Raw genomic sequence first — 15,821 nt, 5'->3', positions numbered from 1 at the left:
TCTCTTATAAACAGCGCGTCTAAGCTGACCCTAGCATGCGCTGTTTTACTTCTCGTAACAGACGTTTTATTGACCCAAGGGTTTTCCCCGTGCGCAACGGCGCGAAGCATAGCGCAGCGGTCGTCGTATTTCCCTGCTCAAGTGATTCGGGTATCGATTTACACCGTCAGTCGTAGATGAAGCGGCATTTTGGAGCCTTTTTGCCTGCATTGATCACATTTACGGCCAACCGTATATTTTCCGCCCGGCTCAGTAGCGCAGCCTCAGCGGTGTATGCGCAAGCTCCTTGGCCACCTTGCCTGATCAATAAATCGCGCGCCTGCATCACCTGCGTAGTCGATATAAAAACTCAATCATTGCCCTGTCTCTTTTAAGGTACATTCCGCATGTACGAAGTGAAACACGTACTTTCAGTCAACGGGGTGGATATCTACCAGGCTTGGCTGGACACCGTGCAAGACACGCGTTCAAAGGCAAGAATCACCACCAGAGTGGATCGAGCTTCCCTTGGCCACTTTGGTGTTACCGAGTCGGTGGGTGACGGGGTCTTTGAGATGAAACTCGACTTCGGGCCTGGGTTTCGTGTGTATTACGCAATCCAGGATCGAAAAATTGTTTTCCTGTTGGGCGGCGGCTCAAAGGTCAGGCAGCAGAACGACATTGATCAGGCCAAGGCCCTCTGGAAATCTTACAAGGTGCAGCAAAAATGACCATTCGTACTCGTTCTCATGAAGATAGTGTTCTTGAAATGCTCCGAGACGACGAAGCATTTGCCTTGGAATATCTATCTGTCGCGCTTGAGGAAATCGATGAAGCGGGTGGGGAAGACGCGTTCCTTGTCGCTATCCGTCGAGTGGCGGACGCTCGCGGCGGGATGCTCAGTCTGTCGCAGAACACGGGCCTCAATAGAGCAAATCTCTATAGGTCCCTCGGCGTCGGCGGCGACCCAAAGCTTTCCACTCTCCTGAAAGTGCTTCAGGCGTTAGGTGTGGGCATGTCTAAAGTTGTAACGCACCGCACAGAGCAGGACGTCCGGGCTTAAGAACGTGTAAGGGCTGGGCGATTCACCCAACACAGCACTCGTCGCATTTCCCTGCATAAAGCTGGTCAAGTGCGTTGCCCGTCGCTAGAATTGCGCACTTTTTGATCAGAGGCGCAGCAAGCGCCCGTCCGCAGCCCTGTCGTGCCCGACTGGCGGCGTCATTCAATACCGAGGTTAGACATGTCCACCACCATCGCAAAAGCCAACCCCAAGGTTGGCTTTGTTTCCCTGGGTTGCCCGAAGGCTCTGGTCGATTCCGAACGCATCCTCACGCAACTGCGCATGGAAGGCTATGACGTGGTGTCCACTTACCAGGACGCCGATGTGGTGGTGGTCAACACCTGCGGCTTTATCGACTCGGCCAAGGCAGAGTCCCTGGAAGTGATCGGCGAAGCCATCAAGGAAAACGGCAAGGTCATCGTGACCGGCTGCATGGGTGTGGAAGAAGGCAATATCCGCAACGTGCACCCCAGCGTACTGGCCGTGACCGGCCCGCAGCAGTACGAGCAGGTGGTCAATGCCGTGCACGACGTGGTGCCGCCGCGCCAGGATCACAACCCGCTGATCGACCTGGTACCGCCTCAAGGCATCAAGCTGACCCCGCGTCACTATGCGTACCTGAAGATTTCCGAAGGCTGCAACCACAGCTGCAGCTTCTGCATCATCCCGTCGATGCGCGGCAAGCTGGTCAGCCGTCCGGTGGGTGACGTACTCGACGAGGCCCAGCGCCTGGTCAAATCCGGCGTCAAGGAGCTGCTGGTGATCTCCCAGGACACCAGCGCCTACGGCGTCGACGTGAAATACCGCACCGGCTTCTGGAACGGCGCGCCGGTGAAAACCCGCATGACCGAACTCTGCGAAGCCCTCAGCAGCCTGGGCGTGTGGGTGCGCCTGCACTACGTCTACCCGTACCCGCACGTGGACGAGCTGATCCCGTTGATGGCCGCCGGCAAGATCCTGCCGTACCTGGACATCCCGTTCCAGCACGCCAGCCCGAAAGTGCTCAAGGCCATGAAACGCCCGGCCTTCGAAGACAAGACCCTGGCGCGCATCAAGAACTGGCGCGAGATCTGCCCCGAGCTGATCATCCGTTCGACCTTCATCGTCGGCTTCCCCGGCGAAACCGAAGAAGACTTCCAGTACCTGCTGGACTGGCTGACCGAAGCGCAACTGGACCGTGTGGGCTGCTTCCAGTACTCGCCCGTGGAAGGTGCCCCGGCCAACCTGCTGGACCTGGCCGTGGTCCCGGATGACGTCAAGCAGGACCGTTGGGAGCGCTTCATGGCGCACCAACAGGCAATCAGCTCGGCGCGCCTGCAACTGCGTATCGGCAAGGAAATCGAAGTGCTGATCGATGAAGTCGACGAGCAAGGCGCAGTCGGCCGTTGCTTCTTCGATGCACCGGAAATCGACGGTAACGTGTTTATCGACGATGCCAGCGGCTTGAAGCCAGGTGACAAGGTCTGGTGCACGGTGACCGACGCCGATGAGTACGATCTGTGGGCTGAAAAGCGCGACTGATCAAAAAAACTTGAAAAGCCCTGCCTCTGGACAAGATGCGGGGCTTTTTTAGGTCTATCTTTTGCCCATCAGCACCCATCATCGCAAGGGGCAGCGGGCATGCGTCAGCATTCGGTTATCCACACACCTAAAGCCAGCGACTACGCAGAGCTGGCGCGCATCTGGGAGGCCTCGGTGCGGGCCACCCATGATTTTTTGCCGGACAGTTACATCGTATTGCTGAAAAACCTGCTGCTGACCCGCTACCTGGATTCGGTGATGCTGATCTGCACCAAAGACACACGCCAGCGTATTACCGGGTTTGCCGGGGTGGCGTGCGGTAAGGTGGAGATGCTGTTTATCGACCCGCAATACCGCGGGCAAGGCCTAGGCCGGCAGTTGCTGCGTTATGCGATCGAGCGCATGAACGCCGATGAACTCGACGTCAACGAGCAGAATCCCCAAGCCTTGGGGTTCTATTTCAAGCAGGGTTTCGAAGTGGTCGGACGCACCGAACATGACGGCCTGGGGCAGCCCTATCCGTTGCTGCACCTGCGCCTGCGCCAGCAACAACAAAGCGCCCGTCAGGGCTAAATGAAATGGGGCCGGGATTAACCGCGCCCACACAGGTACAATAGCCGCCCCCTTTTGTTACGGCCCTTGTCATGACTGACCCCATACGCCTCTCCAAACGCCTTATCGAACTGGTCGGTTGCTCCCGTCGGGAGGCTGAGCTGTTTATCGAAGGCGGCTGGGTCTCGGTGGACGGTGAAGTGATCGACGAGCCGCAATTCAAGATCACCACCCAGAAGGTCGAACTGGACCCGGAGGCCAAGGCCACCGCGCCAGAGCCGGTGACCATCCTGTTCCACGCCCCGGCCGGTGTCGATGCCGAGACGGCAATGGCCTCGATCAGCGCCGAAACCCTGTCCGAAGAACACCGCTTCAGCAAGCGTCCGCTCAAGGGCCACTTCCTGCGCCTGACCGCCAGCGCCGACCTGCAAGCCAAGGCCAGCGGCCTGCTGGTGTTTACCCAGGACTGGAAGATCCTGCGCAAGTTGACCGCCGATGCCGCCAAGATCGAGCAGGAATACGTGGTGGAGGTTGAAGGCGACATGGTTGCCCACGGCCTCAACCGCCTGAACCACGGCCTGACCTACAAAGGCAAAGAGCTGCCAGCCGTAAAAGCCAGCTGGCAGAACGAAAACCGCCTGCGATTTGCGATGAAAAACCCGCAACCAGGCGTGATCGCCCTGTTCTGCGAAGCCGTTGGCCTGAAAGTTGTCGCGATCCGCCGCATTCGCATTGGCGGCGTGTCCATCGGCAAAGTGCCGGTTGGCCAATGGCGTTATCTGTCCGGCAAAGAAAAGTTCTAAACAGCCTCCCCCTTTCCAGGCACCGCCCCACTCGGCGGTGCCCACCGTTGAAAACCAGGATTGCCCACCATGATTCACAACGACGTACTGCGCAGCGTGCGCTACATGCTCGACATCAGCGACAACAAGATGGTCGAGCTTATCAAGCTCGGCGGCATGGACGTGACCAAGGAAGACCTGCTGACCTACCTCAAGAAAGACGAGGAAGAAGGCTTTGTGTTCTGTCCGGATGAGGTCATGGCCCACTTCCTCGATGGCCTGGTGATTTTCAAGCGCGGCAAGGACGAAAGCCGTCCGCCGCAGCCGATCGAAACCCCGGTGACCAACAACATCATCCTCAAGAAACTGCGTGTGGCCTTCGAACTGAAGGAGGACGACATGCACGCCATCCTCAAGGCTGCCGAATTCCCGGTGTCCAAGCCTGAGCTGAGCGCGCTGTTCCGCAAGTTCGGCCACACCAACTACCGCACCTGTGGTGACCAGTTGCTGCGCAACTTCCTCAAGGGCCTGACGCTGCGGGTTCGCACGTAAGCCATGGGTTACCAGGTCTCGCCGGTCGGTTTCGTACGCTCCTGCTTCAAGGAGAAGTTCGCCATCCCGCGCCAACCGCAACTGGCGCCTGCCGCGCGGGGCGTGCTGGAGTTGGTGGCGCCGTTCGACCAGGGCGAGGCGGTACAGGGCCTGGAGCAGGTCAGCCACGTGTGGCTGTTGTTTCTGTTCCACCAGGCCCTGGAAGACAAGCCCCGCCTGAAAGTGCGCCCGCCCCGCCTGGGTGGCAACACGTCCATGGGGGTGTTTGCGACCCGCGCGACTCATCGGCCCAACGGGATTGGCCAGTCAGTGGTCAAGCTGGACAAGGTCGAGCCGGGCCGGCTATGGATTTCCGGAATCGATTTGCTCGATGGCACCCCGGTATTGGATATCAAACCGTATGTGCCCTACGCCGACATCATCGACACGGCCACCAACAGCATCGCCAGTGGTACGCCGCAGCTGATTCCAGTGCAGTGGCTGAAGAGCGCACTGCAGCAGGCACAAGGCCATGCCCAGCGCCTTGGGGAGCCGTTGGTGGAGTTGATCGATCAGTGTCTGGCACAGGATCCACGCCCGGCCTACCAGACGCCAGGGCCTGAACGCGAATACGGGGCGCAGTTCTGGGATGTGGATGTGCGCTGGCACTATCCAGAGGCCGGGATGATTTGTGTGCTGGAAGTGGTGCCGGCGGGATAAACCGGAAACCCAATGTGGGAGGGGGCTTGCTCCCGATGGCAGTGGATCAGTCAACGTGTATATCGACTGATCCACCGCCATCGGGAGCAAGCCCCCCTCCCACATTTTTTACCGCAGTTATTTCTCGACGAACGCGCGCTCGATCAAGTAATCACCCGGCTCACGCATGCGTGGCGAAACTTTCAGGCCGAAGCTGTTCAGCACTTCGCTGGTCTCGTCCAACATGCTTGGGCTGCCGCACAACATGGCGCGGTCGTCCTCGGGGTTGATCGGTGGCAGACCGATGTCGCTGAACAGCTTGCCGCTGCGCATCAGGTCGGTCAGGCGGCCTTCGTTTTCGAACGGCTCGCGGGTCACGGTCGGGTAGTAGATCAACTTCTCACGCAGGGCCTCGCCGAAGAATTCGTTCTGCGGCAGGTGCTCGGTGATGAATTCGCGGTAGGCGACTTCGTTGACGTAGCGCACGCCGTGGCACAGGATCACTTTTTCAAAGCGCTCGTAGGTTTCCGGGTCCTGGATCACGCTCATGAACGGAGCAAGGCCAGTACCGGTGCTGAGCAGATAGAGGTGTTTGCCCGGCTTCAAATCGTCAAGCACCAGGGTGCCCGTCGGTTTTTTGCTGATGATGATCTCGTCGCCTTCCTTCAAGTGCTGCAATTGGGAAGTCAGCGGGCCATCCGGCACCTTGATGCTGAAGAACTCCAGATGCTCTTCCCAGTTCGGGCTGGCAATGGAGTAAGCGCGCATGAGCGGGCGGCCGTTGGGCTGTTGCAGGCCGATCATCACGAACTGACCGTTCTCGAAGCGCAGGCCCGGATCGCGGGTGCACTTGAAGCTGAACAGAGTGTCGTTCCAGTGATGAACACTGAGGACACGCTCGTGGTTCATGTTGCTCATGTACGGGGGACTCCTGGAAATGGGTCTGCGCCAAAGATGAAGTGCGCAATTGCACAGCATTCTAATGGCGGCGACAATATCTGTTAACTGGATTATTAAGATAAGGGTTATCGGTTATATCGATATGCGATTTACTCTCCGTCAACTGCAAGTCTTCGTCGCCGTCGCCCAGCAGGAAAGCGTCTCTCGCGCTGCTGGCCTTCTGGCCTTATCTCAATCCGCCGCCAGCACCTCGATTACCGAGCTGGAGCGTCAATCCAGCTGCCAATTATTCGACCGTGCCGGCAAGCGCCTGAGTCTCAACGCCTTGGGCCATCAGCTGTTGCCTCAAGCGGTGGCGCTGTTGGACCAGGCCAAGGAGATCGAAGACCTGCTCAACGGTAAGTCCGGCTTCGGCTCCCTGGCGGTCGGCGCGACCCTGACCATTGGCAATTACCTGGCCACCCTGCTGATCGGCAGCTTCATGCAGCAGCACCCCGAAAGCCAGGTGAAGCTGCATGTGCAGAACACTGCCAATATCGTGCACCAGGTTGCGCACTACGAAATTGACCTGGGTCTAATCGAAGGCGACTGCAGCCACCCCGATATCGAGGTGCAAACTTGGGTGGAAGATGAGCTGGTGGTGTTTTGCGCGCCCCAGCACCACTTGGCCAAGCGCGGCGTGGCCACCCTGGAAGAGTTGACCCATGAGGCCTGGATCCTGCGGGAGCAAGGCTCCGGCACGCGCCTGACCTTTGACCAGGCCATGCGCCATCACCGCAGCGCGCTGAATATCCGCCTGGAGCTGGAGCACACCGAGGCGATCAAACGGGCGGTGGAATCGGGTTTGGGCATCGGGTGTATTTCCCGGCTGGCGCTGCGCGATGCATTTCGCCGTGGCAGCCTGGTGCCCGTAGAAACCCCGGACCTGGACCTGGCCCGACAGTTCTACTTCATTTGGCATAAACAGAAATACCAGACCTCCGCGATGCGGGAGTTCCTGGAGCTGTGCCGCGCCTTCACCGCCGGGGTTCAGCGCAGCGACGAGATCGTGCTGCCGAGCATTGCCTGATCGTCAGATCAGGATCACGGCCCACACCAGGGTGATCATGGTCAACGCCACGAATTGCGCGGCGCTGCCCATGTCCTTGGCGTTTTTCGACAAGGGGTGGCGGTCGAGGGAAATACGGTCGATCGCCGCTTCTACCGCCGAATTGAGCAATTCAACGATCAAGGCCAACAGGCACACTGCAATCAGCAGCGCGCGCTCAACACGGCTGATGTGCAGGAAAAAACTCAGCGGGATCAGGATGACGTTCAACAAGACCAGTTGACGGAACGCCGCCTCACCGGTGAACGCCGCGCGCAGACCATCCAGGGAATAGCCCCCTGCATTGAAGATACGTTTGAGACCGGTTTGACCCTTGAAAGGCGACATAGACGTAGGCAACTGAACCAAAGAAGTGGGGAAACTAGATCACGCAAAGTCAAAAAAGCGTGAATCGATAACAACTTAATGCTGAGCAATTGACTCAAGTTGTTGCAAGAGCAGCGCCGCCTGGGTCCGCGTACGCACCCCCAATTTGCGAAAAATTGCCGTGACATGCGCCTTGATGGTCGCTTCCGACACACTCAGCTCATAGGCGATCTGCTTGTTCAGCAAACCTTCGCAGACCATGGTCAGCACTCGAAACTGCTGGGGCGTCAGGCTGGCCAAGCCATCACGGGCGGCCTTGGCTTCGTCGGACACGTTGATGTGTTCGAATGCCTGCGGCGGCCAGGACACATCACCGTCCAACACTGCGCGCACGGCCTTCTGAATATCTTCCATCGCGCTGGACTTTGGAATGAAGCCGCTGGCGCCAAACTCCTTGGAACGCACCACCACGTCGGCGTCTTCCTGGGCAGAGACCATCACCACGGGGATCTGCGGGTATTGCCCACGCAGGAGCACCAGCCCCGAGAAACCGTAGGCGCCGGGCATGTTCAGGTCGAGCAGCACCAGGTCCCAATCGGATTTTTCGGTAAGGCGGGTTTCCAGCTCGGCAATGCTGGCCACTTCAACCAGGCGCACGTCGGGGCCAAGGCCCAGGGTCACGGCCTGATGCAGCGCACTGCGAAACAGCGGGTGGTCATCGGCTATCAGGATTTCGTATGTGGCCATTGATTAAATGATCCTGTTTTTTATGGCAGCCCCGATGGGTTCGGGGTTCACCAATACACAAGGCGACAGCCAGGCAGCCATCGCCACAGGGTACGTTCAACGTCAAAAGCACTTGGAACGACGTCGAAAACTCACGGTTGCACCCCAATCGGCGCTCAGCATGCCCAGCGCAGCCTGGGGGGTCAAGCACTACGCCCATGGGCATTTTAGCGGCATGCAGGTTTACGGTGCCATCATGCAAACGTCGTCTGGCTATAGCACGGATATATAGGGTGCAAGACGAGTATGGACGCTGTCGGTCGGGTCCAGTGGCAGCTGGAACTTGGCGGCCAGGTAATGGGTGCTGAATACGTCGAGGTAGGCGTCCAGCACTTCGCTTGCTGCGGCGTCCTCGGCCAGCTCCAGGCACAGGGCGGCGACTTCGGCGGTGCAGAAATGGTCATCACGCTTGGAGCGGCGCAGTTTGTAGCGCGAAAGCTGCTCAGGCGCCAGGCTCAATACCGGCAGATGCTCCAGATAGGGACTCTTGCGGAACATCTTGCGCGCTTCGCTCCAGGTGCCATCCAGCAGGATGAACAGCGGGCGCCTGCCTTCTGCCACCGTCACGGTACTGACGACACGCTCGGGCGCCACGAATTCGCCGGGGAACACGATGTAGGGCTGCCACTGCGGGTCAGCGAGCAGGGTGAGCAATTCCGGGTCGACTTCGGTGCGCGACCAGGCGAATGCCGTGGTGTCCTCGACCACGTCGGCGATCAGCCAGCCGGTGTTGCTGGGTTTCATGGGTTCGACATCGTGCATCAGCAGGCACATGGCGGACCTGGCCGCGACCTGGGGGCGCCAGGCACACAGGCAGTATTCGGGGATGACCCGGCAGCCGGGGCAGCGTTCGGCACGGGAGCCTCGATTGACGAAGGGCTTGATCGCGCGTGCCAGGCGCTGTGTACGCAGGCGAGAGACGGCGTGGCTCATCGGATGCGCCGTACAGAGGGGTAGATCGACACGGAGAAAACTCGTGGAAGGCTGAAGTGACCGCAGTTTACCAGCGATACGCCTGGCTGTAGTGGCAAGGGGTCACCTATAATTGCGCGCCACTGAACGCACAGCGCAGTGGCTGGTCTATGCACCAGTAACCGAATCAGGAGAGTTTCATGCTGCGTTCCATGCTGCGTCTTGCCGCCCCATCCATCGCACTTGCGCTGGTACTGCCCGTGGGCGCCCAGGCGGCCTCGCTGCTGGAGGCCCAAATGAACCGGAAGCTGCAAAGCGTCGCGACTGAAAGCAACAAGGACCTGCCGCGAGAAATCGACGAAAAAACCCTGGAAGTGGCCTACACCGTTGAGGGCATGCAACTGATCGATCACCTCAGCGTATTGCCTGATCGCGCCGAACAGATGCGCGCCAACCCCAAGGCGGTGTATTTCCAGCTGGGGCAAAGCGTGTGCCTGAACAAAGGTTATCGCGAGCTGATGGCCAAGGGCGCAGTGATGCGCTATGAAATCACCGAGAACAAGACCAATCGTCCTGTGGCATCGGTGAAATTCGTGGAAGCGGATTGCCCGGCACCAGCTGCCGCCAAGAAGAAAAAGTAATCTTCGCTTGCCCTTCGCGCGCTGCTGTCCAGTAGCGCGCACTCCCCTGCTTCACTTCCCTGCAGGCGGCTAAACTCCCTGCTGAGTGACCAATAAGCGGTTGCCAGCCAAGGGTTTTTCGGCCCATGATCAAGTCATCCTGATCGCCCGTTCATCACGGCTTCCACGCCGTTCTGTAACATTTCCAGGGCAAAAGAGGGTTGCCCTCCTGCGACGTGCAGTGCAAAGGTTTTTTAAATCACAAGGAATATACAGAGCCCGTTTGCTGCCTGGCGAACACGTGCAATGCCTTGGGTATGCAGCGACACATGCAGTGTCGTGGCCCCCGGACGAATCTCTCGCCGCTGGCCCAGCCTCTGTGAAGAAGGAGAAGTTGAATGCCTTACGAACCGAATGACCACCTGCTCCGGCATTTTGAAGAAAACGGGGCCGACCTTACGCAACAGGTTGAAGCTCAGCTCCAGCAGATCGCCCCCAACAGCCCGAATATCCCCTTGTATCGCGACATGATCCTGACCGTGCTGCGCATGGCCCAGGACGACCGCAACCGCTGGAACGCCAAGATCACCTTGCAAGCCATTCGCGAACTGGACCACGCCTTCCGCGTACTCGAACAGTTCAAGGGGCGCCGCAAGGTCACGGTGTTCGGCTCGGCCCGCACCCCGGTGGAAAGCCCACTGTACGCCTTGGCCCGCGAGGTGGGTGCCGCACTGGCCCGTTCGGACCTGATGGTAATCACCGGTGGTGGCGGCGGCATCATGGCGGCGGCCCACGAAGGGGCAGGCCTGGAACACAGCCTGGGGTTCAATATCACCCTGCCGTTTGAACAGCATGCCAACCCGACCATCGATGGCACCGAGAACCTGCTGTCCTTCCACTTCTTCTTTACCCGCAAGCTGTTCTTCGTCAAGGAAGCCGATGCGCTGGTGTTGTGCCCGGGTGGTTTCGGCACCCTGGATGAAGCCCTGGAAGTATTGACCCTGATCCAGACCGGCAAAAGCCCGCTGGTGCCGGTAGTGTTGCTGGATGCGCCCGGTGGCGGTTTCTGGCAAGGCGCCCTGGACTTTATCCGTAGCCAGCTGGAAGCCAATCGCTACATCCTGCCCACCGACCTCAAGCTGGTACGCCTGGTGTACAGCGCTGAAGAGGCAGTGGAAGAGATCAATCAGTTCTATGCCAACTTCCATTCCACACGCTGGTTGAAACGTGAGTTTGTGGTGCGCATGAATCACCCGCTCAGCGATCAAGCGCTGGCTCATTTGCAGAGTGAATTTGCCAGCCTGCGGTTGAGCGGAGAATTCCAGCAACTGGCCTATACCGGTGAGGAGCATGATGAGCCGAAGTTCAGCCATTTGACGCGGTTGGTGTTCAACTTCAATGGCCGCGACCAGGGCCGGTTGCGGGAGCTGGTGGATTACATCAACTTGCCGGAGAACTGGGCGCAGGCTCAGGGGAAGACGCAACAACGGGTAGCGCCGCAGCCGGCGTGAAATCCAGAAACGCAGGATCCAGAAACGCAAAAAGGCCCGCTATTTTCATAGCGGGCCTTTTTTTGGGGGCTTCAGGTTTGGTGTTTCAGGTTTAGATCGAAGGGGAGGCCATTGGGGCTGCTTCGCAGCCCAGCGCGGGGCAAGCCCGCTCACCACAAACAAGCCCGCTCACCACAACAAGCCCATTCACCACACAACAAGCCCATTCAACAAACAACAAGCCTATTCACCACACAACAAGGCCGTTCACCGCACAACAAGGTGTTCAGTCATCCATGTCTCGGCCACTTAATAAGCGGCTGATCATTTCCATCGAAAAACCGCGATAACTCAAGAAACGCCCCTGCTTGGCGCGTTCCCTGGCATCAATGGGGAGATGACCCGAGAATTTGCGGCGCCAGGCGTCTTCCAGTTGCGCCTGCCAACTGATACCGCACTCACGCAAGGCAAGGTCGATATCGGCGCGCTGTAAACCGCGCTGGCTCAGCTCTTCGCGAATACGCGCAGGGCCATAGCCGGACCGGGCTCGGTAGGAGACAAAACTTTCGAGATAACGGGCTTCCGAAAGCAGCCCCTCTTCCGTCAAACGGTCAAGGGCGGTTTCGATCATCTCAGGTTCCGCGCCGCGTTGACGCAGCTTACGCGTCAGCTCGACTCGACCATGCTCGCGGCGAGCGAGCAGGTCCATTGCGGTACGCCGAACGGCGACGAGTGTATCCAGTACAACGGTCATCGTTTATTTCAGATGTCAGTATCGGCTTCTTCTACTTCTTCAACCGGCTCGCGGTTGGCGGCAGCTTTCACGTCTGGTGCTGCGGTCAGCAGTTTGTCGCGGATCTGCTTCTCAAGCGTGGCAGCGATATCCGGGTTGTCCGCCAGGAACTTGGCCGAGTTGGCCTTGCCCTGACCGATCTTGCTGCCATTGTAGGCATACCAGGCACCGGATTTTTCAACGAAGCCGTGCAGCACGCCCAGGTCGATCATCTCGCCGTTCAGGTAGATACCCTTGCCGTAGAGAATCTGGAATTCAGCCTGGCGGAAAGGCGGAGCCACTTTGTTTTTCACGACCTTGACGCGGGTTTCGCTACCGACCACCTCGTCACCCTCTTTCACCGCGCCGGTACGGCGGATGTCCAGGCGGACCGACGCGTAGAACTTCAGCGCGTTACCACCGGTGGTGGTTTCCGGGCTACCGAACATCACGCCGATCTTCATGCGGATCTGGTTGATGAAGATCACCAGGCAGTTGGCGTTCTTGATGTTACCGGTGATTTTACGCAGCGCCTGGGACATCAGGCGGGCTTGCAGGCCCACGTGCATGTCGCCCATTTCGCCTTCGATTTCAGCCTTGGGTACCAGGGCTGCAACGGAGTCGACCACGATCACGTCGATGGCGTTGGAGCGCACCAGCATGTCGGTGATTTCCAGGGCTTGCTCACCGGTGTCCGGCTGGGACACCAGCAGGTCGTCAACGTTGACGCCCAGCTTGCCGGCGTATTCAGGATCCAGGGCGTGCTCGGCGTCGACGAACGCGCAGGTGGCGCCCATCTTTTGTGCCTGGGCAATCACCGACAGGGTCAGGGTGGTTTTACCGGAAGATTCAGGACCGTAGATTTCAACGATACGGCCTTTTGGCAGGCCGCCAATGCCGAGTGCGATATCCAGACCCAGAGAGCCAGTGGAAATAGCCGGGATCGCCTGACGGTCGTGATCGCCCATACGCATTACGGCACCCTTGCCGAATTGACGTTCGATCTGACCCAGGGCCGCAGCCAAGGCTTTCTTCTTGTTGTCGTCCATTAAAGTCCTCACGTAATCAATAAGGCCTGGCGGCCAATACCTGTATAAGTAGACAGTATTGTTCCACAAAGATCGGAGATCGCCTACCCCTGATTTTCTATTTCTGCTGCAGCTCGTCGCAACAAGCCCTCCAGCGCGGCCTTAACCGTTTGTCGGCGGACCTCGTCGCGGTTGCCGGGGAAGTGCTGAAGCTCGGCCGTGACCTCCTCGCCAACGCCAAAGGCCAGCCACACGGTGCCCACCGGCTTGTCCACCGAACCACCATCGGGCCCCGCCACACCGCTGACCGCCACGGCAAAGCGCGCCAGGCTTTTCTCCTGGGCGCCGCGCACCATGGCCTCCACCACTTCCTGGCTGACCGCCCCAACCTTTGGAAACAAGGTTTCCGGCACATTCAGCTGCCGGGTCTTCTGCCGATTGGAATAGGTGACATACCCCGCCTCGAACCAGGCCGAACTCCCCGGGATCCGCGTAATGGCCTCGGCGATACCGCCACCGGTACAGGATTCCGCGGTGGTGACGTGGGCATTGAGCACCTGCAGGCGGCGGCCCAGGTCAGCGGCAAGTTGAGTGATTTCCTTCACGACGGTCTCCAGAAGTGGGCGGGGGTTTGCCTACCCTACAGGAGCAAATCGCTCATGCAAGCGACAGGCTGGAACAAGAGATCAGCGGGCGACAGCGCGCACATATGCCTGGCAAGCGCGCAGCGCGATCAGTCCCTGGTCGCCGGCATCGGTGATGCCGATAATTCGCTGAGCATGCGCCGGGTCAAGTCGGGCTCGTGCGGCTGCATGAACCAGGCCTGTGGTGGCGGTGGCGGTTGGCATTGCACAGCCACGGGCAGGTTCGGTGGCGTCGAGAAGGACTGACAACCGCACATCAGCAGTGGCCAGACGGTCGCGCAGAGCAGCCTGGTTATGTTGGGCATCGCGCAATTCCCGGGCATGATGTTGGTCGCTGGCACTGAGCTGTTGCTCCAGGGCCAGTCGTTTGTCTTGTTCAGCCTGTTGTTGATGCAAGGCCGCCTGGCGTTGCTGGCTGAACGCCTGTGCATGGGCAGAAGCCTGGCGCTCAAGCTGTCCCCCCAAGCGCCAGGCCTGGACCTGCCAGGTCACCGCCACCAACAGGCAAGCACCGATCAGTTGGTAGGCCCCTAGGAAACGCATAACACCGCCTTCGCCCGCGCCCACAGCCGCAAGCGATCCTCCAGCCCATTCAGCCCGCCATTGATACGCCGTGTAATGCTGGTGAACTGGTCCTTGTCGGCCAGCTCATTCAGGCCATTGACCTGCCAGAACCAGGCGGCCGACTCAACCGCCCATTGCGGTTGCTCCAGCAACATCGGCTCCCGTAACAGACGGTCATCACCAAACAGCGCCTGGCTGCATGCCAGGTAATTGCGCCGACCGGTGATCTGGATCAGTCCTCGGCCCCGGTACAACTGGCCGTCGCCATCCGCTTCGGGGCTATTGCCCAGGCGTGCGGCCAGGCTGCCGGTGTCGTATTTGCCCAGGTAGTGATCGCTGCCCAGTTCGCGCACGTAACGCAGCTCACCGGATTCGTGGCCGATCTGGGCGAGGAAGGCGGCAATGCGCTTGGCACGGTTAATCTCGAAGCGAACGAACGCCGCATTCAAGGGCATTAAAAAAACGCCCGCTCTAAGGCGGGCATCCGGCATGACGTCAAGCAGTTGGGGGAGTGTTATCACCATTGGTTTTACTCTCGAAAAGTAGCTATATCGACAACCCACCCGCCGTGATCGAACTGCGGTATCCCGTCACCGGATCGCCGACATGAACCACCTGCTTTATCGACCAGCGCCCCTGCATATAGGACGGCCAGCTCTCATCCAGCACTAACAACCCTTCCGCCGCCAACAATGGATTGCCCGGGCAATCGATCAGCAACTTCAAATTTTCACGCCCCACACGGCGTAGCTCACCTTCGGCAACAGCGCGGGCTTCGGCTTCGTTCTGGCAGCGTTGGCGCAAGGTCTTGAACGGCGCATTCCCCACCTGGACGACGCGCTGCTTGCCGGCGGAGGCATCCCACCAACTGGCACGGCAGCCTTGGTATTTCGAGCGGGATTTTTCGTCGAGCTTGGCGGTGATAAAGCTTTGTTCACCGGGGCGATTGTCATCCGTCACGGACAGCCTCACTTCCGGCAGCAGCTGGCCGGAGAGCGATTTGGCTTGGCCGGCTTCGGCCAATACATAGAGTTCGTTGAACGGTTTGGTGACTGCACTATAAAGTCGGGCAAGGCGCGAAATGAACGCCATGTCACTTTCGTTGGACTGGTCAATGTGCGCGATCGCAATCCCCTCCAGCGCCGGCGCCACTCGCGGTGAATAGCCGTGACGACTGACCAGTTGGCGAAACAGCGCGCCCAGGGTGGTCGGACCGTAGCTGGCGGATCGACGCTGGCGGTAACCCGTTGCATCGACCACGCTGAAGGGCGCCGCGGTGGCCACGATCATCAAGCGCATGGGAAACAGCACCGGTGTGCGTTGGGTGACGACAAACTCGCCCTTTTCCACCAACCCCGATTCCAGGTAACCGGCACGCAAGCCGATCTTGCCGTTCAGCGTGGGCAGGCCGTCCAGGCCCTCGATATTCAGGGTCAGCTCCAGCCGGTCGGTCTCAATGCCCGCGGCGTCGGTGTGGCTCCAGTGCATCAAGCGTTGATTGAGCAGCGCCGCGTTGGCGCCATAAAACTCCACGATAGGCGTAAATCCCTGTGCCATGCAGCCT

General features: G+C 59.3%; 20 protein-coding genes. 10 read left to right on the top strand and 10 right to left on the bottom strand.

The window, feature by feature from the left end:
• Positions 1-386 precede the first annotated feature (386 nt).
• The 7 genes from BLQ09_RS09360 (at position 387) to tsaA (ending at position 5,148) form a co-directional block, all read left to right on the top strand.
• Entirely contained in the window at positions 387-710 is a 324-nt protein-coding gene (locus tag BLQ09_RS09360) for a type II toxin-antitoxin system RelE/ParE family toxin (RefSeq protein WP_027604536.1), read from the top strand.
• Positions 707-1,042 carry an addiction module antidote protein gene (locus tag BLQ09_RS09355; protein ID WP_043293399.1) on the top strand — a complete coding sequence of 112 codons (336 nt, stop codon included), beginning with the start codon at positions 707-709 and terminating at the stop codon, positions 1,040-1,042. Before BLQ09_RS09360 ends, BLQ09_RS09355 begins: the two co-directional genes overlap by 4 nt.
• A 180-nt stretch (positions 1,043-1,222) precedes the next feature.
• Complete coding sequence (gene rimO / locus BLQ09_RS09350) at positions 1,223-2,563, top strand: 30S ribosomal protein S12 methylthiotransferase RimO (RefSeq protein ID WP_005785474.1); 1,341 nt, start codon at positions 1,223-1,225, stop codon at positions 2,561-2,563.
• A 99-nt stretch (positions 2,564-2,662) separates the two neighbouring features.
• Positions 2,663-3,136, top strand: coding sequence for a GNAT family N-acetyltransferase (locus tag BLQ09_RS09345; protein ID WP_027604538.1), 474 nt, complete (start codon positions 2,663-2,665; stop codon positions 3,134-3,136).
• A 71-nt stretch (positions 3,137-3,207) separates the two neighbouring features.
• Positions 3,208-3,918: an rRNA pseudouridine synthase gene (locus BLQ09_RS09340; RefSeq protein ID WP_092356391.1), complete on the top strand. Its 711-nt coding sequence runs from the start codon at positions 3,208-3,210 to the stop codon at positions 3,916-3,918.
• Between the two features lie 69 nt (positions 3,919-3,987).
• Positions 3,988-4,449 carry a YehS family protein gene (locus BLQ09_RS09335; protein WP_027604540.1) on the top strand — a complete coding sequence of 154 codons (462 nt, stop codon included), beginning with the start codon at positions 3,988-3,990 and terminating at the stop codon, positions 4,447-4,449.
• 3 nt (positions 4,450-4,452) lie between these two features.
• Positions 4,453-5,148: a tRNA (N6-threonylcarbamoyladenosine(37)-N6)-methyltransferase TrmO gene (tsaA, locus tag BLQ09_RS09330; RefSeq protein ID WP_092356388.1), complete on the top strand. Its 696-nt coding sequence runs from the start codon at positions 4,453-4,455 to the stop codon at positions 5,146-5,148.
• Positions 5,149-5,265: 117 nt separating this feature from the next.
• Here tsaA and fpr read toward each other — a convergent pair whose 3' ends face one another.
• A complete protein-coding gene (gene fpr / locus BLQ09_RS09325; RefSeq protein ID WP_003172178.1) occupies positions 5,266-6,045 on the bottom strand; it encodes a ferredoxin-NADP reductase in 780 nt (259 codons plus the stop codon).
• A 124-nt stretch (positions 6,046-6,169) separates the two neighbouring features.
• Here fpr and BLQ09_RS09320 point away from each other — a divergent pair, with 124 nt between their 5' ends.
• A complete protein-coding gene (locus tag BLQ09_RS09320) occupies positions 6,170-7,096 on the top strand; it encodes a LysR family transcriptional regulator (protein WP_027604543.1) in 927 nt (308 codons plus the stop codon).
• 3 nt (positions 7,097-7,099) lie between these two features.
• Here BLQ09_RS09320 and BLQ09_RS09315 read toward each other — a convergent pair whose 3' ends face one another.
• The 3 genes from BLQ09_RS09315 to BLQ09_RS09300 all read right to left on the bottom strand — a co-directional run bounded on the left by BLQ09_RS09315 (position 7,100) and on the right by BLQ09_RS09300 (position 9,160).
• Positions 7,100-7,462 (bottom strand): diacylglycerol kinase, encoded by a 363-nt coding sequence (locus BLQ09_RS09315; RefSeq protein WP_027604544.1) that lies wholly within the window; start codon positions 7,460-7,462, stop codon positions 7,100-7,102.
• A gap of 75 nt (positions 7,463-7,537) precedes the next feature.
• Positions 7,538-8,188, bottom strand: a complete 651-nt coding sequence (gene erdR, locus BLQ09_RS09310; protein WP_027604545.1) for a response regulator transcription factor ErdR — start codon at positions 8,186-8,188, stop codon at positions 7,538-7,540.
• A 252-nt stretch (positions 8,189-8,440) separates the two neighbouring features.
• Positions 8,441-9,160: a tRNA-uridine aminocarboxypropyltransferase gene (locus BLQ09_RS09300; RefSeq protein WP_027604547.1), complete on the bottom strand. Its 720-nt coding sequence runs from the start codon at positions 9,158-9,160 to the stop codon at positions 8,441-8,443.
• Between the two features lie 179 nt (positions 9,161-9,339).
• Between BLQ09_RS09300 and BLQ09_RS09295 the strand changes: the two genes are divergently transcribed.
• On the top strand, positions 9,340-9,780 hold the full coding sequence (locus BLQ09_RS09295) for a PA3611 family quorum-sensing-regulated virulence factor (protein WP_027604548.1): 441 nt from the start codon (positions 9,340-9,342) through the stop codon (positions 9,778-9,780).
• Positions 9,781-10,157: 377 nt separating this feature from the next.
• Entirely contained in the window at positions 10,158-11,270 is a 1,113-nt protein-coding gene (locus tag BLQ09_RS09290; RefSeq protein WP_027604549.1) for an LOG family protein, read from the top strand.
• Positions 11,271-11,535: 265 nt separating this feature from the next.
• Here the strand turns inward: BLQ09_RS09290 and recX are convergent, their stop codons facing one another.
• The 6 genes from recX to BLQ09_RS09260 form a co-directional block, all read right to left on the bottom strand.
• The gene (gene recX, locus BLQ09_RS09285; RefSeq protein ID WP_092356383.1) at positions 11,536-12,003 is read right to left on the bottom strand and encodes a recombination regulator RecX; all 468 of its coding nucleotides are present in this window, start codon (positions 12,001-12,003) and stop codon (positions 11,536-11,538) included.
• Between the two features lie 8 nt (positions 12,004-12,011).
• On the bottom strand, positions 12,012-13,070 hold the full coding sequence (gene recA / locus BLQ09_RS09280) for a recombinase RecA (protein ID WP_003189042.1): 1,059 nt from the start codon (positions 13,068-13,070) through the stop codon (positions 12,012-12,014).
• 83 nt (positions 13,071-13,153) lie between these two features.
• Positions 13,154-13,654 (bottom strand): CinA family protein, encoded by a 501-nt coding sequence (locus tag BLQ09_RS09275; RefSeq protein WP_027604550.1) that lies wholly within the window; start codon positions 13,652-13,654, stop codon positions 13,154-13,156.
• A gap of 81 nt (positions 13,655-13,735) precedes the next feature.
• A complete protein-coding gene (locus BLQ09_RS09270) occupies positions 13,736-14,236 on the bottom strand; it encodes a lysis system i-spanin subunit Rz (protein WP_092356380.1) in 501 nt (166 codons plus the stop codon).
• Entirely contained in the window at positions 14,224-14,781 is a 558-nt protein-coding gene (locus BLQ09_RS09265; protein ID WP_092356376.1) for a glycoside hydrolase family 19 protein, read from the bottom strand. Before BLQ09_RS09265 ends, BLQ09_RS09270 begins: the two co-directional genes overlap by 13 nt.
• Before the next feature lie 22 nt (positions 14,782-14,803).
• The gene (locus tag BLQ09_RS09260) at positions 14,804-15,814 is read right to left on the bottom strand and encodes a contractile injection system protein, VgrG/Pvc8 family (RefSeq protein WP_092356373.1); all 1,011 of its coding nucleotides are present in this window, start codon (positions 15,812-15,814) and stop codon (positions 14,804-14,806) included.
• Positions 15,815-15,821: the final 7 nt, after the last annotated feature.

Origin of the sequence: Pseudomonas sp. NFACC25 (assembly GCF_900100935.1) — a bacterium.
GTDB classification, from domain to species: Bacteria; Pseudomonadota; Gammaproteobacteria; order Pseudomonadales; family Pseudomonadaceae; genus Aquipseudomonas; species Aquipseudomonas marginalis.
The sequence above is the reverse complement of the archived record's forward strand: the minus strand, read 5'-3'. Positions and strand labels throughout refer to the sequence as shown.